The 22,517-nt window shown below is 34.3% G+C and carries 21 protein-coding genes; 13 read left to right on the top strand and 8 right to left on the bottom strand.

Annotated elements, in window-relative coordinates; all coding sequences use genetic code 11:
• Positions 1 to 268 precede the first annotated feature (268 nt).
• From CJ739_RS16030 to CJ739_RS15980, 11 genes are all read left to right on the top strand, one after another.
• The gene (locus CJ739_RS16030) at positions 269 to 1,654 is read left to right on the top strand and encodes a CmpA/NrtA family ABC transporter substrate-binding protein (protein WP_117177099.1); all 1,386 of its coding nucleotides are present in this window, start codon (positions 269 to 271) and stop codon (positions 1,652 to 1,654) included.
• 23 nt (positions 1,655 to 1,677) lie between these two features.
• Complete coding sequence (locus CJ739_RS16025) at positions 1,678 to 2,784, top strand: ABC transporter permease (RefSeq protein WP_117177097.1); 1,107 nt, start codon at positions 1,678 to 1,680, stop codon at positions 2,782 to 2,784.
• Positions 2,785 to 2,953: 169 nt separating this feature from the next.
• Positions 2,954 to 3,799, top strand: a complete 846-nt coding sequence (locus CJ739_RS16020) for an ABC transporter ATP-binding protein (RefSeq protein ID WP_117177095.1) — start codon at positions 2,954 to 2,956, stop codon at positions 3,797 to 3,799.
• A gap of 12 nt (positions 3,800 to 3,811) precedes the next feature.
• Positions 3,812 to 4,642 (top strand): ABC transporter ATP-binding protein, encoded by an 831-nt coding sequence (locus CJ739_RS16015; protein ID WP_205419373.1) that lies wholly within the window; start codon positions 3,812 to 3,814, stop codon positions 4,640 to 4,642.
• A 41-nt stretch (positions 4,643 to 4,683) separates the two neighbouring features.
• Complete coding sequence (locus CJ739_RS16010; RefSeq protein WP_117177093.1) at positions 4,684 to 5,940, top strand: alginate export family protein; 1,257 nt, start codon at positions 4,684 to 4,686, stop codon at positions 5,938 to 5,940.
• A 181-nt stretch (positions 5,941 to 6,121) separates the two neighbouring features.
• On the top strand, positions 6,122 to 7,210 hold the full coding sequence (locus tag CJ739_RS16005) for an AI-2E family transporter (protein WP_117177091.1): 1,089 nt from the start codon (positions 6,122 to 6,124) through the stop codon (positions 7,208 to 7,210).
• A gap of 6 nt (positions 7,211 to 7,216) precedes the next feature.
• The gene (locus CJ739_RS16000) at positions 7,217 to 8,434 is read left to right on the top strand and encodes a THUMP-like domain-containing protein (protein WP_117177089.1); all 1,218 of its coding nucleotides are present in this window, start codon (positions 7,217 to 7,219) and stop codon (positions 8,432 to 8,434) included.
• A gap of 395 nt (positions 8,435 to 8,829) precedes the next feature.
• Positions 8,830 to 9,279, top strand: a complete 450-nt coding sequence (locus CJ739_RS15995; protein ID WP_117177087.1) for a pyridoxamine 5'-phosphate oxidase family protein — start codon at positions 8,830 to 8,832, stop codon at positions 9,277 to 9,279.
• A gap of 193 nt (positions 9,280 to 9,472) precedes the next feature.
• A complete protein-coding gene (locus CJ739_RS15990) occupies positions 9,473 to 10,615 on the top strand; it encodes a saccharopine dehydrogenase family protein (RefSeq protein WP_117177085.1) in 1,143 nt (380 codons plus the stop codon).
• 22 nt (positions 10,616 to 10,637) lie between these two features.
• A complete protein-coding gene (locus CJ739_RS15985; protein WP_117177083.1) occupies positions 10,638 to 11,045 on the top strand; it encodes a hypothetical protein in 408 nt (135 codons plus the stop codon).
• A gap of 17 nt (positions 11,046 to 11,062) precedes the next feature.
• A complete protein-coding gene (locus CJ739_RS15980) occupies positions 11,063 to 11,986 on the top strand; it encodes a 1-phosphofructokinase family hexose kinase (protein WP_117177081.1) in 924 nt (307 codons plus the stop codon).
• A gap of 32 nt (positions 11,987 to 12,018) precedes the next feature.
• On the opposite strand, the gene CJ739_RS15975 is transcribed toward CJ739_RS15980, so the two are convergent.
• Positions 12,019 to 14,559, bottom strand: a complete 2,541-nt coding sequence (locus CJ739_RS15975; protein WP_205419372.1) for a cation-translocating P-type ATPase — start codon at positions 14,557 to 14,559, stop codon at positions 12,019 to 12,021.
• A 126-nt stretch (positions 14,560 to 14,685) separates the two neighbouring features.
• Positions 14,686 to 15,093, bottom strand: a complete 408-nt coding sequence (locus CJ739_RS15970; RefSeq protein ID WP_117177079.1) for a hypothetical protein — start codon at positions 15,091 to 15,093, stop codon at positions 14,686 to 14,688.
• A gap of 472 nt (positions 15,094 to 15,565) precedes the next feature.
• On the opposite strand from CJ739_RS15970, the gene CJ739_RS15965 reads away from it, so the two are divergent.
• Complete coding sequence (locus CJ739_RS15965; RefSeq protein WP_117177077.1) at positions 15,566 to 16,219, top strand: BON domain-containing protein; 654 nt, start codon at positions 15,566 to 15,568, stop codon at positions 16,217 to 16,219.
• Positions 16,220 to 16,361: 142 nt separating this feature from the next.
• On the opposite strand, the gene CJ739_RS15960 is transcribed toward CJ739_RS15965, so the two are convergent.
• The 3 genes from CJ739_RS15960 to CJ739_RS15950 all read right to left on the bottom strand — a co-directional run bounded on the left by CJ739_RS15960 (position 16,362) and on the right by CJ739_RS15950 (position 18,131).
• The gene (locus tag CJ739_RS15960; RefSeq protein ID WP_117177075.1) at positions 16,362 to 17,000 is read right to left on the bottom strand and encodes a phosphoribosyltransferase; all 639 of its coding nucleotides are present in this window, start codon (positions 16,998 to 17,000) and stop codon (positions 16,362 to 16,364) included.
• A 4-nt stretch (positions 17,001 to 17,004) separates the two neighbouring features.
• On the bottom strand, positions 17,005 to 17,652 hold the full coding sequence (locus tag CJ739_RS15955) for a dienelactone hydrolase family protein (RefSeq protein WP_117177073.1): 648 nt from the start codon (positions 17,650 to 17,652) through the stop codon (positions 17,005 to 17,007).
• A 260-nt stretch (positions 17,653 to 17,912) separates the two neighbouring features.
• Positions 17,913 to 18,131: an SHOCT domain-containing protein gene (locus CJ739_RS15950; protein ID WP_117177071.1), complete on the bottom strand. Its 219-nt coding sequence runs from the start codon at positions 18,129 to 18,131 to the stop codon at positions 17,913 to 17,915.
• Positions 18,132 to 18,658: 527 nt separating this feature from the next.
• Here CJ739_RS15950 and CJ739_RS15945 point away from each other — a divergent pair.
• Complete coding sequence (locus tag CJ739_RS15945) at positions 18,659 to 20,098, top strand: PAS domain-containing protein (protein WP_117177069.1); 1,440 nt, start codon at positions 18,659 to 18,661, stop codon at positions 20,096 to 20,098.
• Between the two features lie 73 nt (positions 20,099 to 20,171).
• Here the strand turns inward: CJ739_RS15945 and CJ739_RS15940 are convergent, their stop codons facing one another.
• The 3 genes from CJ739_RS15940 to CJ739_RS15930 form a co-directional block, all read right to left on the bottom strand.
• Positions 20,172 to 20,840: a hypothetical protein gene (locus CJ739_RS15940; RefSeq protein WP_117177067.1), complete on the bottom strand. Its 669-nt coding sequence runs from the start codon at positions 20,838 to 20,840 to the stop codon at positions 20,172 to 20,174.
• Positions 20,841 to 21,108: 268 nt separating this feature from the next.
• Complete coding sequence (locus CJ739_RS15935; RefSeq protein ID WP_117177065.1) at positions 21,109 to 21,552, bottom strand: hypothetical protein; 444 nt, start codon at positions 21,550 to 21,552, stop codon at positions 21,109 to 21,111.
• Between the two features lie 263 nt (positions 21,553 to 21,815).
• Positions 21,816 to 22,265, bottom strand: a complete 450-nt coding sequence (locus CJ739_RS15930) for an Hsp20/alpha crystallin family protein (RefSeq protein ID WP_117177063.1) — start codon at positions 22,263 to 22,265, stop codon at positions 21,816 to 21,818.
• Positions 22,266 to 22,517 lie beyond the last annotated feature (252 nt).

Here is a 22,517-nt window from a genome sequence, read left to right as displayed (position 1 = left end):
CTTAACCAATCTAATAACCAAGTAAACGGCTTTACGTATTAATACGTAAAGCCGTTTCTCTAATTAATAAATCACAACTAACTATTTTTCAATAAATTAAACCACAAACCTGTATTATAGCAGTTTTTCACATGTTATTTAAGTCTTTTATACATGCATAAAAGGTTATTGTTACATGTTGTATGTCATTGAATAAAAACAATACTACTTATATATTTGCCTTGTAATTAAGTACTAATACTTATTAAAAATATTAAAACTAGATACTATGAAATCACTATTAACAAAATCAACATGGGTCTTATCACTTGGATTGCTACTATGCGCCTGTGGTGGAAAAGAAAAAAAGGCATCAACCGAAGAAGTTACTGCCGAAGCTTCTAAAACAAAAACATTAGATATTGAAAAACCACAATTAACTTTTGGTTTTATCAAATTAACCGACATGGCACCTTTAGCCATTGCGAAAGAAAAAGGATACTTTGAAGATGAAGGATTATTTGTATCTGTTGAAGCACAATCAAACTGGAAAAATATTCTAGACCGTGTTATTGATGGGCAATTAGACGGGGCTCACATGTTAGCGGGTCAACCCATTGCAGCTGGTGCAGGCTTTGGCAGACAAGCAGAGTTGGTTACCTCCTATTCTATGGATTTAAATGGAAATGGTATTACCGTATCAAATGATGTTTGGGCTAAAATGAAGCCAAATGTACCAAAAGATGCCGATGGAAAACCAATTCATCCTATAAAAGCAGATGCTTTAAAACCTGTAATTACAGAATATAAAAACAAAGGAAATGCCTTTAAAATGGGCATGGTATTCCCAGTGTCTACACACAATTACGAAATCAGATATTGGTTAGCTGCCGCTGGAATCAACCCTGGCATGTACACTGCCGATAATGTACAAGGACAAATTGGTGCCGATGTGTTACTATCTGTTACGCCACCACCACAAATGCCAGCAACCTTGGAAGCAGGTACTATTTATGGATATTGTGTAGGTGAGCCATGGAATCAACAAGCTGTTTTTAAAGGTATTGGTGTGCCGGTTGTAACCAACTACGACATCTGGAAAAATAACCCAGAGAAAGTATTTGTAATGACAAAAAAGTTTGTTGACGAAAACCCAAATACTGCCATAGCAGTTACCAAAGCTTTAATTCGTGCAGGTAAATGGTTAGACGAACCAGGAAACAGAGCTGAAGCAGTTAAAATATTATCAATGCCTCAATATGTGGGTGCAGACGAAGTGGTTTTAGCAAATTCCATGACGGGTACTTTTGAATTTGAAAAAGGTGATAAACGTGATATGCCAGACTTTAACGTGTTCTACAAGTATAATGCAACCTATCCTTTTTACTCTGATGGTATTTGGTTCTTAACCCAAATGCGCAGATGGGGTCAAATTCCTGATGCGAAACCAGAAGGATGGTATTCAGAAACCATTAAAAAGATTTACAGGCCTGATATCTGGAAAAAAGCAGCCGATTTATTGGTAGCAGAAGGCAATATTCCTGCTAGCGATATACCTAGTACAGATGGTTACAAACCTGCAACAACCGATTTTATTGATGGTACTAAGTATGACGCTAAAGACCCAATAGGATATATCAATAGTTTCTCTATAGGAAATAAAGATAAAAAATAAAATTTTCAAAAAAGTTAGTACTCATGAAGCAAAGCATAACATTAGATAGAATAACCAAGTTTGTAGGATTGGATTTTTTAAAAAATATAAAATCAATATTTACTGGGAAAATTGAGAAAGAAGATTTTAAAAACTTCTTGCGAAAAGTAGTCGTGCCTCTTGCTTCCATGCTCTTATTTATAGGATTATGGCACATGGGAGCTAAAGCACTGTATAATACAGAAGCTGAATACAAAATAGAAAAAGCATTAACCGAACAAGGGCAGGAAGCAGCAGATGCCATGAGAGCTTGTATAGCATCAGGTGCTATAAAATGCCAACCAAACACATTACCATCTCCTGCTCAAGTTTGGGCTTCTTTTAAAACTTTATTGGACGACCATTATATTATTAAAGCCGACAAGGAAGCTTTTATTGAAAAAACAGCTGCTTTAAACGCAAAACGATTGGCAGAAGGCAAAGATCCTATAACATATACAGGAAGACCATCGTTTGTTGACCAGATCTTAACTAGTATAAAAACCGTTTTTGCAGGGTTTCTTTTAGCATTGCTTATAGCAGTTCCTATCGGGATCGTCATAGGGCTTAGTAAAACCTTAAGAAGTTCGGTAAACTGGTTAATTCAAATTTTTAAACCGGTATCGCCCGTAGTTTGGCTATTACTTGTTTTTATGATTGTAAAAACATTAACTAAGGACTCTGAATCTGATAGTGCCTTTATCATCTCGTTCATTAGTGTTGGTTTATGTTCTATGTGGGCAACTTTGGTAAACACTGCTATGGGAGTTTCATCGGTAGATAAAGATTATATAAACGTCGCTAAAGTATTGAAATTGGGAACATTTCAAAAAGTTTTTAAAGTGATATTGCCATCTGCGCTACCATTAATTTTTACTGGATTAAGAATTACGCTTTCAGTATCTTGGATGGTACTTATTGCCATTGAATTATTAGCACAAAGCCCTGGTTTAGGATCGTTTGTTTGGGAAGAATTCCAGAATGGAGCGATAGATTCCAATTCAAAAATCATTGTTGCCATGTTTGTTATTGGTGGTATTGGATTTTTGTTGGACAGAATTATGCTAATCATTCAGAATATGATTTCGTTTAATAAAAATGATGGGATTTAATGAGTTGCAAAGTTGCAGAGTAACAAAGTGGCAAAGTCCCAGGGATTAAATAAAACGATGAGCGTGTTAGTGATTGTAACAGTACCCTTTTAGGTCACCCTGAGCACAGTCGAAGGGTAAAGCCCAACTCAACACCAAACAAATCAACAAATAAACAGAAAACAACAAAATGGCATACTTAGAATTAAATAATATTTACAAAACCTACGGTAAGGATGATAACGCTACCGAAGTGCTTTCGAACATTAATTTGTCTATTGAAGAAGGTGAATTTGTTGCTATTGTGGGTTTTACCGGCAGCGGAAAAACGACCTTGGTAAACCTAATAAATGGCCTTTTAGAGCCTACAAGCGGCGAAGTACTGTTTAAGGGGGAACCTGTTGTTGGAACAAGCCATGAGCGTGGGGTTATTTTTCAGAATTACTCATTACTGCCTTGGTTAACCGTTGGACAGAATGTTTATATGGCGGTTAAGGAGGCGTTTCCTAAAAAAAGCAAGACGGAGATAAACAGTATTGTGGCAGAATATGTAGATATGGTTAACTTATCGCATGCCATCAACAAACGTCCTAAAGAATTATCAGGTGGTATGCGCCAGCGCGTTGCCGTAGCACGTGCCTTAGCCATGAAACCCGAAATGATTATCATGGACGAACCGCTTGGTGCTTTAGATGCCTTAACTCGTGGGAATTTACAAGATGAGATTTTAAATATTTGGGGTAAAGAAAAACGTACCGCACTGCTAATTACCAATGATGTAGATGAGGGTATTTATATGGCAGACCGCATTATTCCATTACGTCCAGGCCCCAATGCAACGTTGGGACCTGAGTTTAAAATTGATATTGATCGCCCACGAGACAAAACGGAAATGAACGATAATCCTAATTTCAAAAAAACAAGAAATGCCATTATTGAGTATTTAATGGATATAGGAAACGAACGAAAATCCATAGCGCAAAAGGAATATATGTTACCAGAATTGAGCCCTAAAGACTTTGCTGGATACTTTTAAACAAAAGAACAAATGAATACAAATACCATAGATTACAATAGAGATATAGATACCGAAAACGGTATCATGTTCCCTTCCAGAGTTATGTTGGATTTGAAAAACCTTAAGAAAGTATACCCAACGCCCAAAGGTGATTACATTGTGTTGGAAGATTTGAATCTTCAAATTATGAAAGAGGAGTTTGTCACCATTATTGGGCACTCTGGCTGTGGTAAAACAACCATGCTTTCTATGATTGCTGGACTTAATGCTATTTCAGGCGGTAACATATCTGTTTTAGGGCACCATATTAAAGGTCCTGGACCCGATAGAGGCGTTATTTTTCAATCGCCCAGTTTAATGCCCTGGATGACATCGCTTCAAAATGTATTGCTAGGTGTTAACCAGGTATTTCCAGACGCTACCAAAGCCCAGCGCTACGATATTGCTAAATACTATTTGCAAAAAGTAGGATTGGAAGATGCTTTTAATAAAAGAGCTTCAGAACTATCCCAAGGCATGCAACAACGTGTTGGTATTGCCAGAGCATTTGCTATCAAACCAAAAGTATTACTGCTTGATGAACCATTTGGAATGTTAGATTCTTTAACAAGAGGCGAGCTTCAAGACATCCTAATAGAAATTTGGAATAAAGAAAAAATCACTGCAGTTATGATTACCCACGATGTGGATGAAGCTATTTTCTTAGCAGACCGCGTGGTGATGATGACCAGTGGCCCCAAGGCTAAAATTGGAGATATTTTAAACATCGATTTTGAACGCCCAAGAACCCGAAAATCGGTATTGGAACATGATAATTATTACAAATACAGAAAACATCTCATAGATTTTTTAGAACATTAAATACCTTAAACCAAACAATTATAAATTAAAATCAAAAAAAAATGAAAAGACAATACGTATTTTTAGGACTATTATTGGGTTGCTTACAATTTGCTCAAGCACAATTTACATTAGATGGTGAATTTAGACCACGAACAGAGTACCGCCATGGTTTTGGAAGTATCATTCCAGATGCTGCCGATGCTGGTTTTGGAATCTCTACACGAGCAAGGTTAAACGCAGGCTTTACTACCGAAGCTTATAAGTTTTATTTAAGCCTTCAAGATGTGATGGTTTGGGGTGAAAACAGACAAATTTTACCGTACGACCAAAACAACTCGTTTGCTGTTTTTGAAGCGTGGGCTGATATTAGTTTAGGTTCAGGTTTTTCTACCAAATTAGGACGACAAGTTATTTCTTATGACGACCAACGCATATTTGGAGGTTTAGATTGGGCACAACAAGGGCGTAACCACGATGCAGCCTTAATTAAATATAAAAAAGAAAAATTTATGCTCGATTTGGGCTTGGCATTTAGTCAAGATTACTCTAACCCAACAGGTTTTATAAATACAGGAACGGCTTATAACACCACGGGATTCTTTACTTATAAAACCATGCAATATCTATATTTAAAACAAGCATGGGAGAATTTTTCAGGAAGTTTATTATTACTTAACAATGGATTTCAAAAATTTGAAACTGATGGTGTAACACCAGACGGTGTAAATAGTTTACAAACTTTGGGAACGCACCTTGATTATAAAAAAGATGGTTTTGGTGTCGCTGCAAACGCTTTTCTACAAACAGGCGACCAAATAAAAGGAGCTTACCTTTTAGGGTTGGATTTTAGCTATAAAGCGTCTCCTAAAGTTGGTCTTGGTGCTGGTATCGAAATTATAAGCGGTAACGATCCAACATCTACTAAAAATGAAGCGTTCTTCCCATTATATGGAACAAACCACAAATTCAATGGTTTTATGGATTATTTCTACGTAGGAAATCATGCAAATTCAATTGGCTTGTTTGATGTTCATGCAAGTGCCAACTTTACATTAAGCGAAACATCTAGCTTATTGATTAAAGCACTTAATTTTAGTGGCGAGCAAGAACTGGCAAGTGGTGAAAAATCTTTAGGAACCGAATTGGATTTAGTATTTACAAAGAAATTTAAAGGTTATAATATGGTCTTAGGTTATTCGCACATGTTTGCTGCAGATGGTATGTATGAACTAAAAGGCGTAACCGAAGCTGATGCATCAGATACTCAAAACTGGGCTTGGGCTATGTTGGTTATAAAACCTAAGTTTTTAAACTAATAAACAAAACAAACAAGCTATCTGCTATTAATCAATTTGAGTTAGTGTTTTAAATCCGAAAGAACTCCATAATATTATGGGGTTCTTTTTTTATAAAGTATTTTGAAATACGACTTTAAATCGTAACTGTTCGAAATGATAGTAAATAATATTATTATATTTACTCAATAATTTATTTCAATTGAATTCAAAATTAATTGCAAACGGTATTTTAAAAGCAGTAGCCATTATTTTAGGTATTGCTTTACTACTATGGTTTTTATATGAAATTCAGTCGGTAATTGGCTACATAGCCATTGCTGTAGTTGTTTCGTTAATTGGCAGACCCATAGTGCTTTTTTTAGAACGTCGGTTAAAATTTAAAAACACCTTGGCTGTTATAGTTGCTATGGCTATTCTTATTGGGTTATTTACTGGTTTAGTGGCTTTATTTATTCCTTTAATAATAAAACAAGGACATAATCTATCGCTGCTAAACATCAATCAGCTTCAAAATAATATTGAAAATCTGTACATTGAAATCATAAATTATTTCAATGTGTATCAAATTGATTTAGAGCAATCCATAAAAGAATCAAATCTACTATCAAAAATAGATTATGGACTTATTCCCAATTTTTTTAATTCGGTTATAAGTGGTTTGGGGAGTTTTAGTATCGGTTTTTTTTCGGTATTGTTTATTTCCTTCTTCTTTTTAAAAGACAGTCATTTGTTTGAAAATGGTGTACTTACTTTTATACCCGACGATAAAGAATTAGGTTGGAAAAACTCTTCAACAAAAATTAAAGATTTACTCTCAAGATATTTTGTTGGCCTTATTTTTCAAATCATAATCATATTCATTATTTATACAATTGGATTGCTCATTATAGATGTTGAAAACGCCATCCTTATTGCCTTTTTATGCGCTTTATTAAATCTTGTTCCATATGTCGGTCCATTAGTTGGTGCCTTTATAATGTTGGCTCTTACCATGACCAGTAACCTTGGCGAAAGTTTTAACGACGTTATTTTGCCTAAAGCATTTTGGGTCTTTGTAGTATTTATTATTGGGCAACTGATCGATAATTTTTTCAGTCAGCCAATTATATTCTCTAAAAGCATGAAATCCCATCCACTAGAAATATTTTTGGTGATTTTAATCGCAGGTATTCTGTTTGGTGTTATGGGTTTAATACTTGCTGTACCCACCTATACTGCCATTAAGGTTATTTTGAAAGAATTTTTATCTGAAAATAAGATTGTAAAAAAACTGACTAAAAATTTATAACTCCTTTTGAATACGGCTATTTTAAGTACTGAAATTCAAGAATTTATAGATAAAAATTTAAATTCTGATATGGTTTCTTTGTTGTTAAAAGGAATAACCTTCCCCAATATTGAAATCAAAACCATCATTGAACAAATTGAAGCCAAAAAGCGTAGTGAAAAGAAACTACCCACTTGGTTTGAAAGCAAAAATATTTATTATCCCAACAAACTAAACATTGAGCAAACCTCATCGGAGATAACAGCACAGTATAAATCGGGTTTAATAAGTGGAGCATCCATCATCGATTTAACGGGCGGTTTTGGGGTAGATTGTTATTATTTTTCAAAAGCTTTTAAAACGGTTGAACATTGCGAAATCAACAAAGAACTTTCTAAAATAGTAACCCACAATTACAAGCAATTAGCTATTCAAAATATAAAAACACACGCTGTTGATGGGATGAGCTATTTAAAAACCAGCAATAAAACGTTCGATTGGATTTATATAGACCCTTCCCGGAGACACGATAGTAAAGGAAAAGTCTTTTTTCTAAACGATTGCCTACCCAACGTACCTGAACATATTAATCTACTGTTCAAGCACTCAAAAAACATTTTAATAAAAACATCGCCCCTACTCGATTTTTCGGTTGGTATCAATGAATTAAAACATGTAAAAACCATTCATGTCGTAGCAGTAAATAATGAGGTTAAAGAATTACTTTGGGTTTTGGAAGATGAATTTACAGAAGGTATTTTTATAAAAACCATCAATCTTAAAAAAGATAATAACGACGTTTTTAATTTTTCTATGGAAAATGAAAAAACAACAACCTCGACTTACAGTCAGCCTCTCACCTACTTATACGAACCTAATAGTGCTGTTTTAAAGGCAGGTGGTTTCGATTCTATTTCTACCCAATTAAACCTTTTTAAACTTCATAAACATTCACATTTGTACACGAGTGATACTTTAATTGATTTTCCCGGAAGGTGTTTTAAAATTGAACACGCTATACCATATAACAAAAAAGCCCTAAAAAAATTAGGTATAAAAAAGGCTAATATCACGACACGTAACTTTCCTGAAACGGTTGAACAACTCCGTAAAAAACTCCATATTAAAGATGGTGGCGAAAACTATTTGTTTTTTACTACCGATATGGAGGATAACCATATGGTGTTAATAACTCAAAAAGTAACTGCTTTGTTAAAAGAAAATAGAATAAAGAAAATAGAATAGAGAGCCTTCGAGAAATTAAGCAAGGTAACAGATCAATAATCTCTTTAAAAAGCCTTTATCACTATGTTAGCAGTCAATTGTAGATGTTTATCGGACAACAATGACTGATATATATCATTTTGATTTTCGTATGATTCATGTATTTTGTCAATGAAGAGGTTTAACCTTTTTCGATTGAAGCGAAAATTAGTCATTTTTTGTCCAATCGAAGCCTTTTTCGAGTTAGGGCCGAGCGTAAAGAAAAGGTTTAGTAAACCTTTTTAGAGAAGGAGCCAGCTTGTCGCATTGGAAAAGCTACGGAAAGAAAAAAAGACGTAGAGTGGGCAAAAAAGGGCGGTTTTTTAGCCAATTAGAAAAAGTTTAAACCACTTCAATGTAATTCAAAATTAAATGTGATGTTAGGAGATTTAAAAAACAGTCAGATAGAGCATTTATTATATAGCCAAGTTATTGGACGGATTGGTTGTCATGCAGATGATATGACTTACATTGTACCTATAACTTACGCTTATGATGGCACCTATATTTATGGACATACAAAAGAGGGTATGAAAGTAGACATGATGCGAAAAAATCCAAACGTGTGTTTAGAGGTAGATGTTATAGATAATATAAGCAATTGGAGAAGTGTCATCGCTTTGGGCAAATTTGAAGAATTAAAAACTTCTGAAGAAAGAGAAATGGGCATGCAAAAACTAATGGATCGTGTACTACCCATAATGACAAGCGAAACAACAATACATCATGCCATGACCGATTCCCATGGAGAATATGCTGAGGCGATGCAAGGTATTGTATATAGAATTAGGCTTACGGAAAAAACTGGGAGGTATGAGAAGAGATAATAGATAATAGAATAATAGAAAATAGACGATAGCAAAACCATCGGGATTATTTAGATTAATTATTACAAAAAGCTAGACCACAAATCGGTAAACTCCTTAAAAAGCCATTAGCACTGTGTTTGCAGTGAATTGTAAAAGTTTTATTGGACAATAATGATTATTTAAGATGAGTTCAATAAATAAAGTTTAAATTATGAACAAACACCATACGATTATTATTGCAGGTGCAGGCGGCATCGCTCAAGCAGTTGCGCTTATACTCGTCGAATGGAGTACAGTCACTCCTACTATTTTTATTGGCAACAGAACACTTTCCAAAGCACAAAATCTTGTGAAATGGATTGAAGCTGGCACAACCCGACCCTGTATTTTAAAACCTTTTCATCTTTCAGAAACAGGTCTTTCCAAAGAAATGAAAATTGTTTTTAATCAAGGAGATATTCTTCTCGATTGCTTGCCCGGAACCCAAGCACCAAAGATGGCAGGCTTTGCCAAAGATTATAAGTTGCATTACGCCAACCTAACCGAATATGTGGCAGAGACCGATAAAATAAAAGCATTGGCAAAAGATGCATCAACAGGCTTTATTTTACAGACTGGTCTCGCTCCAGGCTATATAGATGTATTGGCTAATCATCTATTTAAAGCATTTTGCAATGATTTTCAAGTAAGCAAAGTAGATACTTTAGAGTTTAAAGTAGGTGCACTTTCAAAGAATGCCGTTGCACCCCACTACTACGGATTCACATGGAGTCCCATAGGGGTTGCTACAGAATATATTAAAGAAACTGAAGTGATTCGTAATTACAAAAAAACAAAACGCCCTTCCCTATCAGAACGAACCTCTATAATTATCAACGGAATAACTTATGAAGTAGACCTGACTTCGGGAGGCGCTGCCGATTTACCCGATGCTTTAGCCGGACAGGTGGATGCCATGGACTATAAAACCATACGATTTCCTGGTCATTATGCGTGGGTAGAAGAACAAATTAAGAATGTATCCGATTCAGATCAACCTATTGAAGCTTTACAACTCATTATGGAAAAGCAGATTCCACATATTGAGGAGGACCAAATCATCATATATGCAGCAGTGCAGGGTAAAGACGCTAAGGGTACTTTGCGGAGACGAGAAGTAGCAAAGCAAATTCTCCCTCAAAAAATAGGCAAGTATCAATTACGGGCCATTCAAACAACAACGGCGGTTCCTTTAATTCAATCAGCTCAATTATTACTGGAATCGACATTAAAAGGCGTCTTATTGCAAAGTAATATAGATCCACAATCTTTTTTAAATGGAAACTTTATCGTTCCCATTTATGGAAATGTATAACTATGCTCAAAATTAATATGATATGAATAATTCAGACAACACACCGGAAGACACTTTACTAAAATGCCATCGCGACGTATTGTGGTGGAAATCAATGGTTGAATATACTGAAACAGAAATCATTTTCATCAACAAATTACTTAATTCCAATGCATTTGAAACAACCCACGACACTGTTTTTGAAATCTTAAATACTTTCAAAAACCAGATCAAAACTGAAACAAAGGCATTGAAAAACCTCAAGGAAATCATTGATGGTCACGACATTAAAATGCGTGGTATGATGGAGTGTGATGACTTGTCCTGTGATGCGGTATATTTAAGCAATCATGAGTCATTAAAAGTTCATTTTGAGAAATTCCTTAAGGATTTTTTCGAATACAAATTAAAAATTTACAACTATATTGGAAGTATTTTAAAACAATCTTAATCCTGAAAGTGATACTTATGAATATTATAACCCTTACCATACATCCCGCTTTGGATAAAAGTGCCAAAGTAGATAGTCTTGTACCTACCCAGAAACTCAAATGCCACTCCATAGTATATCAACCTGGGGGTGGTGGCATTAACGTCTCTAGAATGCTCAATAGGCTTGATGAAAAAGTACATTGTATATTTACTTCTGGCGGCGATACAGGTAAATATCTTCACGAATTACTTTTAAAAGAAGGCATTACGCCAGAAAGTATTGCGATAAAATCATGGACGAGGGAAAACCTATCCATAGTGGATACAAAGAGTAATTTACAATATCGTTTTGGGATGCCGAGTAACGGATTGCAAGATGTGGAACTCACTGAAATAAAATCGACACTGGATAAATGCCTTAAAAATAATGACATCCTTGTATTAAGTGGAAGCCTACCTGAAAACGTAGCAACAGATTTTTATGCGACATTAATTAAACAAGTGTCTCCGAAAAACATAAAAATTGTTATTGACACTTCTGGACCAGCACTCACAGAGGCTCTTAAAGAGCCGATATTTTTAGTAAAACCAAATCAAAGAGAATTGGCACAATTGGCAGACAAGGAATTTTTATCAAGCACCGAACAAGAGGCCTTTGCTTTAGATGTGGTAAAATCCGGTAAAGCTCAATATGTCGCCGTTTCTTTAGGTGCAAGAGGCGCCTTTATGGCATCCAAAGAGGGTGTTGTTTACCAGTCCACACCTTCCGTATCAGTAAAAAGTACTATCGGCGCAGGTGATAGTATGGTAGCAGGATTGATCTATGGGATTAAAAATGTTTTTTCGGTACAGGACATTTTAAAATGGGGCGTTGCATGTGGAGTCGCCACAACCATGAATGAAGGCACCAATCTTGCCAGTAAATCACATATCGACGATGTTTTGAAAATGATGAAGTAGTTTAAACGCTATAAGAATAGCCTAAATACTTTTTAATTCAAAATTTTAATGATAGACTTCTCTTCAAATATATGTTGCCTTCTTTCATTCCATTTTAGGATTTCATACCAAATAACGAACAAAAACCCTGTAAAAATGCTCAAAAACGTTTGGGTCAAGGAGAGTCTTTCAAATTTTAAAAATCCAATAAAAGGTTCAACAAAAATAAATAATGCCGTTATTACAATTGTGATGCTTATTATAAGTGGTACTAATTTGTTTTTATAACCCAACGTGGTAATAACGGAATAATAGAAGGAACGATTGACCAATGTGAGTGTGATATTTGAGACAATAAGTGTTAAAAAAACCATGGTTCTGGTCAATGATTCTCCGTAGTGGCTATGAACTGCATATTGATATATAAGTAAAATACCGACCGTAATCATCAATCCTTGAAAAATACTTGTTGTGAGTTCCCTGAAATTGAAAAAAGTACGTGTAAAAGGACGTGGTTTTTGTACCATTATGTTCTGTTCCATGGGTTCATTTTCATAAATGATGGAACATGTGGGTCCCATTATCAATTCCAACAAAATAACATGTACTGGTGAAAAAATATTGGGATACACCCATCCTAATGCTAAAGGAATGAAAACAGTTAGGATAATGGGGATGTGAATGGAGATAATGTATTGAATCGCTTTTTTGAGATTTGCATAAATTTTGCGCCCCATAGCAACGGCATCAAGCATTTTTGATAAATCATCTTCCAATAAAATAATGGAAGCTGCCTGTTTTGCAATCTCCGTGCCTCTATTACCCATGGCAATACCAATATGAGCTGATTTTAAAGCAGGGGCATCATTAATACCATCACCAGTCATAGCTATAATTTCTTTTTGGGCTTTTAAAGCATTGATGATTTTTAATTTTGCGTCTGGAAACATTCTGGTAAACAAAAAATTATCTGTGGATGCGGATTGCAATTCAATGTCTGACAAGTTAATTAATTCTCTTCCTGAAATCCGTTTGTCATCATTTTTAAAATGTATTTGTTTTGCTATGGCAAGCGCAGTATCCTCATTATCACCAGTGATTATTTTTACTTTAATTCCAGCGTTATCAAAAGCTTCAAAAACTGATTGGATATTGGGTTTGGGCGGATCATAGAAGGCAACAATTCCTTTGAAGTTAAATTTGAAATCTTGTTGATTCCGTGGGAAATCATTTCCGGAAAAATCAGAGGCCCCTACTGCCAGTAAACGATAACCATGGGACGCTAAATTACCAATGGTTTGGTTGATTTGTTTCTTTTCATTTTCTGAAAGATTGGATACTTTCATGATGGCTTCGGGGGCGCCTTTTGCCGCAATGATACGCTTACCGCTTTCGTTCTCAAAAATATGGGTCATCATGGGAGGCGTTCCCCCCAAAGGGTATTCATGAACCATTTTATATCTTGGACGTTCATCTTCATGAACTATTTTGGAATAGGCCTTGTGCAAGGAAATTTCCATGGCATCAAATGGTATAGGCTCACTTGCCCACATGGCGAGTGCTATAAGTTCTTTTTCATCCGCTTTAAATGCTGACGAATCAGCATCGGAAACTGTGTTCGATTTTAAGGAATAGATTTTAACAAGACTCATTTCATTTTTGGTAATGGTCCCTGTTTTATCAACGCAAATTGTGGTGGCACTTCCGAGAGTTTCAACGGTTTTCATCTGTTTGACAATGATGCCCATTTTTAATAATCTCCAAGTGCCTAAAGCCATGAATGTGGTAAAAGCAATGGGAATTTCTTCCGGCAAAATGCTCATTGCCAACGTCAAGGATTTCAATAAACTGTCCAAAAAATCATAAGTCCGAAAATAATTGAGAAGCCATACTCCAATAAAAACGACCACACCAGCAATAACCATCTTTTTAACAAAATTCTGGATTTGAATTTCGATGGGTGTTTTTTCTTCTTCTATACTTTCAATACTCTTTCCTATTTTACCTAATTGGGTCTTTTCACCTATTGCGGTAACAGTGACTATACCCAATCCACTAGCCACAGAGGTGCCTTGATACACAAAATGGTCTGCTTTGTCTTTATCCTTATAAACTGCTAATGATTCACCTGTTAGAAGCGATTCGTTGACCGAAAAGTCATTGGAATGGATGATGGCACCATCTGCCGATATGGAATGGCCTTCTTCCACAATCAAAGCATCTCCAATAACAATATCTTCACTTTTGATATCGATAACTTCACCATTCCTAATGACTTTACTATGTGGTTTGGTAAGATCTTTTAATTTCTCTAATGCGATACGACTTTTGGAATCCTGATACAAGGAGATTGTGGACACTAAAACAATGGCAACCGATAGAAAAATGCCATCACCTATATTGCCAGTGATAAAATAGATAGTGGCCGTAACCAACAGCAAAATCACCATGGGTTCTTTCAATAAACTTTTTAAAGCCTTTATAAACTCATTTTCCTTCTTGAAATTTGTGCGGTTAATGCCAAATTTTATCCTTGATTGAAGTACTTGACTATCTGAAAGCCCTTTGATATTGAAATTTTCTACTGAAATCATTGGCTTTTGGTTGAGTATGTAACTAATTTAAAGAATAAAGGCCTTAGATAATGTCCGTAATTTGTTTCGGAAATTATGAATAGCGTTTGCTATATTATATAGCTATCAAAATTGTAGTTTTTTGTATCAAGATTTTTTCACATAATCAAAGACAATCTTTTTAAACATACGAAAATCCTTATCAAATCTATACATTCTTTCCTTTAAAGCACCGTGTTCTTCTCTATAGTTTCCATCCGACAGGCCTTTTTCACCTTTTTCTATTCTAGAAAGTAAACGCTCGTGTTTCATGATTGAATCCTCTATATCACTAAAGAGATCGGCATGTATTTTATCCAATTCCTGTAACAATTTAGTGTACTCATTTTGACTTTTCTCTTTTAATTCTTTCTTTTTTAAAAGATCCTCAAAAAAACGTGCTTCATCTTTCCAAAAGGCAATGGTTTCAAGCCATTCTTGACTTTCAAAATGTAAAGTATCTAATCCTGTTCCTAATAATAACTTGATCTTTGGATTTGATTTTTTAGTTTTCATCTGTTTATATTTATTATTTTAACTTCGTTAGATGGAACACCCTTAATAATCATCCTCGTATGTGTAAATGCTTCTCATGGGCGTTTCATAATGTTTTACTTGGCTCATTTACTTCTTGTTAAACACCTCCTTAAAACTAGTTTTTATACCTAAAATTAATTGATTTTACCTCCTTTTTTGTTACACCTGATTATTGCAATCCATCAATATTAAACTTATGGCTAGAGATAGTACATCCTCCTTTAAACTGAGGTAAATTCCATGATTGCAGCCACATAATAAAATTCCACAAAAATTCAGGAAAACAAAATGATATTTATCAGTTGCTTTAAACATGGCTGCCTAAAAATCAGTATTTTAAACAAAATAAAAGCGATAATTTACTTTACGAAACTGATATATATCATTCTCAAATAATTGCTTCAATTGTATATTTAATACAGCAAACTATTATTTATAAATCTATTTAAAAATGAAAACAGATGTAGAAATTAGAAATGATGTACTCGATGAATTGGCATGGCAGCCAGCTATTGATGAAACTGAAATTGGTGTAACCGTAGAAAAAGGTGTTGTTACCCTAACTGGTACGGTAGACAGTTATGCAAAAAAAATAGCAGCGGAAAAAGCCGCTAAATCTGTAAAAGGAGTCCGAGCCGTTGCAGAAGATATTGAAGTAAAATACGGTACTGAGTACAAAAAATCGGATAAGGAAATCGCAAAAGCTGCTGCTGATGCCTTAAAATGGAATTATTCTGTGCCAGATGATAAAGTCCAGATTAAAGTAGACAATGGGTGGATTTATTTATCTGGAGAAGTAAAATGGGAGTACCAAAAAGATGCTGCTAAAAGCGCCGTTGAGAATCTTCTTGGCGTCAGGGGGGTTAGTAATTCCATTACCTTAAAACAAAGTATTGAACCTTACCAAGTTAAAGAGAAAATCAAAAAAGCATTGGAGCGTTCTGCCGAAATTGAAGCACAAAACATTAATGTTATTGTGGATGGTCATAAGGTGAAATTACGTGGAAAAGTGCATTCATGGACAGAAAAAGAAGAAGTCCGTAGAGCTGCATATCTAGCACCGGGTGTTTACGAAGTAGACAATGAACTTGAAGTTACTTATTAGTAATAATCTGGTTTATTGTAAAACCCTAACAAAGCACTTTTGTTAGGGCCTTTTTATTTCAATAATAATTACGCCACTTTTATGATTTACTTATTAGATATTTATTCGAAGGCAAACACTGTTTAATAAGTGAACTCAAACATTAACTTGAAGATGTTTTAAGTGCTTTTTTTAATAGTTGTTTCACCTCTGTATCATCAACTTGATAAAAATTTTGATAAAACTGCCCTACTGACTGAAAATAATCTGGAACTAGAGGACATATTACTTCATCAACATAAGGTGAGGCCTGTAACTTTTTTATGGTATCACCTGGAGCCACAGGAATAGCCACTACAATTTTGCTCGGCTTTTCATCATGAAGCATTTTAATAATGGATAACATGGTATTTCCAGTTGCAATACCATCATCTACAATAATTAAAGTCTTCCCTTTTAATTGCAATGGTTTTCGATCTCCATAATAATCATTATAGCGTTTATTAAGTGCGTTTCTGATTCTTATTGTTTCTTCTTCGATATAGAAAGACGATATGTCTGCCGCGGTATCACTTAAAATACGGCTTTTTAAGGTTACTGCCCCAATAGCATATTCCTTATGTAAAGGGTGTCCGATTTTTTTAGACAAAACAGCTTCCAAAGGCAGGTTTAATTTTTCACTTATAATGAACCCCAATGGGATTCCACCTCTAGGTATGGCCAATATAATAGTATCCGTTTTATTGTATTTTTCCAATTTAGCAGCCAGTAATTTGCCAGCTTCATTTCTATCCTGATACATTGTTTTACTTTTTTAAGTACTTATTAAACCATTTTGTTGACAGATCTGCGACTTCTTCCAATTTTCCAGGTTCTCCAAATAAATGAGAAGCACCTTCGATAATTTCAATCTTTTTAATGCCTCCAAGTTCAACGTATGCTTTTTTATTTAGCTGAATTACCACATCATCATCACCTCCAACAATTAAAAGTGTTGGCGCTTTTATTTTATGCAATACAGGCATTGCTAAGTCAGGTCTACCTCCTCGAGAAACAATGGTTCTAATTTTATCTTCCAATTGTGCTGCTGCATAAAGAGCTGAAGCGGCGCCTGTGCTGGCTCCAAAATATCCAACGGGCACATCTGTTAATTCTTCATATTCCAGCAACCATTGGGTAGCCTTTGCCAAGCGTTGTGAAAGTAAATGGATGTCAAATCGATTTTCATAAATCAAATCCTCCTTTTCGGTTAATAAATCGAAAAGTAAAGAAGAGAATCCTCCAACTTGAAGATGTTCGGCTACGTAATTATTTCTACTGCTTAATCTGCCACTGCCACTGCCGTGTGAAAAAATTACCATTCCTTTTTGGTTATCAGCAATCCTTAATCTTCCTTTTAATTGGACATTAAGTACTGGAATATCTATATTTTTAAAAGAAGTCGTTGTTTTCATAAATTTCGATTTAAATTGAACAACCTTTACTTGATATTTTTAGACTCGTAATAATCTGTAAATATGTTATCAAATAAATAATAACGTTATATTATAGTAGTATATTAAAACTTTTTATGATTATGATATGAATTTTAATCTTATGCCCCATGCTACGGAACTTCTATGTACTGAATATTAGCATTATCAATATAAATCCTGAAAAATTGTATCTTAGAGAACTACTACATATGAGAGACTATGATTTCATTGGTTTTTATTTAATCTTCAGATTTTAAGGTTTTCTTGGCGTCTTCATAATCCTCTTTAGTGATTTCTCCTTTCGCAAAACGCTTTTTTAAAATATCCAATGGGCTCTCCCTTTTTGTTTTTTGGTATGGAATGTCGTATGGTGTTGCAAAAATCCAGATTACTAGAATGATCCATATAATCCACCATATAAAATGCATTCCAAAGAAATGTCCGTAATAATGATCCATGATTGTTTGCTTTTTTAGGTTTAAAGTTTTTAAAAGTAAATTGTTACTTTATTATTATTTTTCCATCGTTTCTAGTGCTCATCATCTCCATATGTAACATACTCATCGCTCATGACTTCTTTTTGATGCATTTGCAATAGACTTAGAGACTGTTTAAGTTTTATACTTTTGATTTTTAAGTATTGCGTCCACATCTGGTTTTTGGTTACATACCTATAAATATAAAATGAATTCCTCTTGATTAAAATGATAAATATCATTTTGCCCATTCCTGAAGTTCAATACATTAGTACTTTATACGAAGTGGTTTAAACTTTTTCGATTGAAGCAGGACGGAGCGTGAAAAAATAACCCAGTGGGTTATTTTAGCGAACGGGCCAGCCAGCGCAATGGCAATTTTACTCAATTGAAGTCTTTTTTGAGTTGCATAGCATCGTACGGAAAGAAAAAAAGACCTAGAGTGGGTAAAAAAGGACGATTTTTTAGCCAATTAGAAAAAATTTAAACCACTTCAAAAAGTGGTTTAAATGAAAGTCTCATTGGAAAGAAAAAATCTGTACGGCTATATCATAAATAGTATTGTGGTTATAGCACTTGGTATTATCTACTGGAAACAGATGGACTTTACTACCAATAGATTGTGGCATTGGGTGTCATTAGCATTAGTAATTCTCACCTTGGGAATGTTAACCACCGTTTTTTTTATTCTAAAAGCACAGCTCAAAGCAAAAAGACAATCTGAAGAAGAACTTCTTAAAAACCAAAAATTATTACAATCAATAATTAACAATACGACCAACGCTATTTCGGTAAAAAAAATAAATGGCGAATATATATTGGTAAATGAGAAGTATCAATCGATTTTAGAATCTTCAGAGAAAAGTTTAATAGGTAGAACAAACCATGATATCCTTCCAAAAGAAACTGCAGACAGATATTTTAATGCCGATTTAGATGCTGTAAAAGCAGGAAAAGAAATTCAAATAGAAGAAGTTTTTGAGCAATCTGATGGCCCACACACCTATTTGTCTGTAAAGTTCCCTTTGTTTGATGCCTCAAACAGAATGTATGCTATTGGAACTATTTCCACAGACATCACCCAAAGAAAGGCTATTATGGAATCCCAAAAGGCTGCAGATACTTTTTTTAATATGTCCATCGATAGTTTGGTCATAGCTTCCAAAGACAGATTCTTAAAAATAAATCCATCATTAAGTAAGCTTTTAGGATATAGCAATGAGGAGCTTTTAAATAAACCGTTTGCTACTTATATTGTCCCTGAGGACATAACAATAACTGAGCAGGCCATTGAAAAACTAGAAAAAGGAACAGATCTAATAAATTTCAAAAACCGGTGGATATGTAAAGATGGTACCATTAAATGGTTATCCTGGCATGCTACCGCAGATACCAGTACAGGAATGCTATATGCAATTGTTAGAGACATTACTGAGAATTTAAAACTCAAAGAAGAAGATGAAAAAATGATGAATGAGTTATATGAAAGTCAGCAAAAACTGAATATGATCCTAGAGAATATCAGTGATGGTGTACTAGTCGCAAATACCAGCAAACAGGTTCTATTGGCCAACGATGTAGCGAATGAGCTTTTTGGCATAGAAGACGACTCCAAGATTTCCGTCGATTTTTCTAATCATTTTAAAGTGCTTTATCCAAATGGAGAGAAAATATTTCCAGTTCAAAACCTTCCTGCTGAACTTGCTTTGGCTGGTGAGATCACCGATGATATAGATGTATTACTACAAAATAAAAAAACCAATGAAATGCGGAGGGTTTTGTTAAGCGGAAGGCCTATACTTGATAATGAAAATCACATAGCCGCGGTAGTTGTTACCATTAAGGATATAAGCAGATATAAAAAGTTGGAAGAAGAATTGGAAAGAAAAGACCAAGCATCAAGACCCTTGATTGGTTTTAAAACATCACGAACTAAAAAAAAGAAATAATGCTATATGTTGTTAAGTCCGCAATATGTTGTTATAACAAAGTCATATAAGCATACATTACAAAACACCTTAATCAAATAGCATTATCCAATAGTTCTTCTGGTTTTAAAGGTGTTATTAACTGTTCTTCCTCAAGAGCAAGAACGACAAGGTTAATATATTCATTAATAATTTCTTCCACGTTCTTCGGGTCAGTTATATCAATGTATCCTTTCCATATCAGATCCCTTTCTTTGGTAGGGCAAATACAATACATGCTAGTTTCAGTATGGTATAGTTTGTAATTCTCGTAATAATCTGGGTTATAGTAAATATCTTGACACATAAGATAGTCTTCCTTGAACTTTTTATAGGTTGAATCAAATCCATCATAATCTTGTTTGTACCTAATCTTATGATCCACACCAATTATTTTTGTTAACAAAATGGTGTCAAACCCCTCACCTAACAACTTAGTCTCCAAATCGTCCATCTGAGCTCCGTTTATTTTATCGGTCATCACAGATGAATCAAGGAAGACCATACTTGTAATTGCTTCCGATCCTCTTAATTCAAATTTCTTCTTTAATTGATTTTCAAATTGTTGTCTTGCATTCGTATTTGAGGTCATGCCAATTATTAATACTTTGGTAGGAAAGTAGGTTGCTATGTCTGGATTTTTCCAAGAATCCACAAGTTCTAGGGAACAACCAAATAATGATAAAAATAATATGGTAGAAATTGTAGAAATTAATAATTTCATCTGCTTATTTATTTTTTTAATTGTCAGATTTTAGTACAAGACAAAAATTGAAGCGTGTCACATTGAGACTTTCGACTAGGCTCAAGATAAGCTAAAGTCGAAATGCTATCAAAAACAATATTTCCAATGTCTTCGACCGGGCTCAGACTGGCATCTGAATATATTTGGATTTTTGTCATGCACTATATTGTCAGATGGAGCACCCTTAACAATCATTCTCGTGTATGTGAATCCCATTCTCATGGGTGTTTCATAATTTGGGTTTTTATCATTTTTTAAGTAAACGCTGTTGCTTTTCTTTTTTGAGTATATTTTTAACCTCTGTAAAAAGCTGGGATTTTAATGATTGGTAATCTTTTAAAAATTCGCTTACCTGAATAATAAGATTTTCATGTTCTTTTTTATAAACCTTCTCCTCTTTTGGCTGATTAACATCATCTACCATTATTTTAAGCGCATTGCCATGCACTTTAATAGCTTTTATAAGAGAATTGTTTCTTTTTTCAAAGTGTTTTATAGTTTCTATAATTTCTTGGTATTTGGAGAATTTTTTGGTATCAATTATTTGAAGGGTATGTGTTTTTACTAAATCTTCAAAGAAGATATGTTCGTCTTTTACAAATTCTAATTCAGATAACCAATCTTGTGTATGCTTATGCATTTCTTCTGCATTGAGCCATTCCACATGCTTTGTTTTAAGATGTGTATTCATGACATTTTTTTTAACAAGGCAGAAAGTGATTCTTCAAATCACTTTCTGCCTTAATTAGATTTAAAGAACTTATCTTGACTTTTTCTGTTTCCTAAAACCTGCCTGCCGGCAGGCAGGAATGGCTGAAATTTATCCATATTTCGTTACTTTTTTATACGTAGCCATGCTATGCCTTTCAAAAAGTGCCTCATCTGTATAAATTTTATATCATTTTCGGTTAAAAACAAAAAGTCAAGATGAGTTCAAAGATTTAATTAGAAGACTTAAAGAATTTCAATTTTCTTTTTAGCTGTGGTTTTGGATTCTTCTTTTTTAAGAAGATTTAATTTTAAGATACCATCGTTGTAACTAGCTTTCACTTTTTTATCGGCATTAACGTTTGCAGGTAATTTTAAGGATCTATTAAAAGAGTTATAACTAAACTCTTTGCGAGTGTAGCCATCATCTTTTTCCTCTTTTTCCATCTTTTTTTCACCACTAACATGAAGCATGTCACCATCAATGCTTACATCAAAATCTTTTTTTGAAAATCCTGGGGCTGCAAATTCAATTTCAAACTCGTTATCGTGTTCCTTAACGTTCATTGCTGGCATGAAACTGTCATCTTCCAATAAATCGTCGTTAATAAAAGGGTCATAATTTAAGAGATTTCTCAATCCGCCATTATTCCATGGGAATAATCTGTTTCTGTTGTTAAATTTTACTAGTGTCATCGTTTTATGTTTTTTTAATTAAACCTTGTTATAGAAGTGATTTAAACCTTTCGATTGAAGCGAAAATCAGTCGTTTTTTGTCCAATCGAAGACTTTTTAGAGTTACATAGCATTGTAGAGTGGACAAAAAAGAGCGATTTTTTTAGCCAATTTGGAAAAGCTAAACCACTTCATGGTATAAATTTACAATACTAAAACACGAGGGGAAATGATAAATATCAGTTAAGCATGAGATTTCAATACATGTTGACT

Origin of the sequence: Mariniflexile sp. TRM1-10, from assembly GCF_003425985.1 — a bacterium.
Classification (GTDB): domain Bacteria; phylum Bacteroidota; class Bacteroidia; order Flavobacteriales; family Flavobacteriaceae; genus Mariniflexile.
This window is presented reverse-complemented; position numbering and strand designations above follow the sequence as displayed.

Coding starts and splice junctions, on each gene's coding strand:
- CJ739_RS16030 (WP_117177099.1), top strand. CDS start 269: ATGAAATCACTATTAACAAAATCAACATGGGTCTTATCACTTGGATTG.
- CJ739_RS16025 (WP_117177097.1), top strand. CDS start 1,678: ATGAAGCAAAGCATAACATTAGATAGAATAACCAAGTTTGTAGGATTG.
- CJ739_RS16020 (WP_117177095.1), top strand. CDS start 2,954: ATGGCATACTTAGAATTAAATAATATTTACAAAACCTACGGTAAGGAT.
- CJ739_RS16015 (WP_205419373.1), top strand. CDS start 3,812: ATGAATACAAATACCATAGATTACAATAGAGATATAGATACCGAAAAC.
- CJ739_RS16010 (WP_117177093.1), top strand. CDS start 4,684: ATGAAAAGACAATACGTATTTTTAGGACTATTATTGGGTTGCTTACAA.
- CJ739_RS15995 (WP_117177087.1), top strand. CDS start 8,830: ATGTTAGGAGATTTAAAAAACAGTCAGATAGAGCATTTATTATATAGC.
- CJ739_RS15990 (WP_117177085.1), top strand. CDS start 9,473: ATGAACAAACACCATACGATTATTATTGCAGGTGCAGGCGGCATCGCT.
- CJ739_RS15985 (WP_117177083.1), top strand. CDS start 10,638: ATGAATAATTCAGACAACACACCGGAAGACACTTTACTAAAATGCCAT.
- CJ739_RS15980 (WP_117177081.1), top strand. CDS start 11,063: ATGAATATTATAACCCTTACCATACATCCCGCTTTGGATAAAAGTGCC.
- CJ739_RS15975 (WP_205419372.1), bottom strand. CDS start 14,559: ATGATTTCAGTAGAAAATTTCAATATCAAAGGGCTTTCAGATAGTCAA.
- CJ739_RS15970 (WP_117177079.1), bottom strand. CDS start 15,093: ATGAAAACTAAAAAATCAAATCCAAAGATCAAGTTATTATTAGGAACA.
- CJ739_RS15965 (WP_117177077.1), top strand. CDS start 15,566: ATGAAAACAGATGTAGAAATTAGAAATGATGTACTCGATGAATTGGCA.
- CJ739_RS15960 (WP_117177075.1), bottom strand. CDS start 17,000: ATGTATCAGGATAGAAATGAAGCTGGCAAATTACTGGCTGCTAAATTG.
- CJ739_RS15955 (WP_117177073.1), bottom strand. CDS start 17,652: ATGAAAACAACGACTTCTTTTAAAAATATAGATATTCCAGTACTTAAT.
- CJ739_RS15950 (WP_117177071.1), bottom strand. CDS start 18,131: ATGGATCATTATTACGGACATTTCTTTGGAATGCATTTTATATGGTGG.
- CJ739_RS15945 (WP_117177069.1), top strand. CDS start 18,659: ATGAAAGTCTCATTGGAAAGAAAAAATCTGTACGGCTATATCATAAAT.
- CJ739_RS15940 (WP_117177067.1), bottom strand. CDS start 20,840: ATGAAATTATTAATTTCTACAATTTCTACCATATTATTTTTATCATTA.
- CJ739_RS15935 (WP_117177065.1), bottom strand. CDS start 21,552: ATGAATACACATCTTAAAACAAAGCATGTGGAATGGCTCAATGCAGAA.
- CJ739_RS15930 (WP_117177063.1), bottom strand. CDS start 22,265: ATGACACTAGTAAAATTTAACAACAGAAACAGATTATTCCCATGGAAT.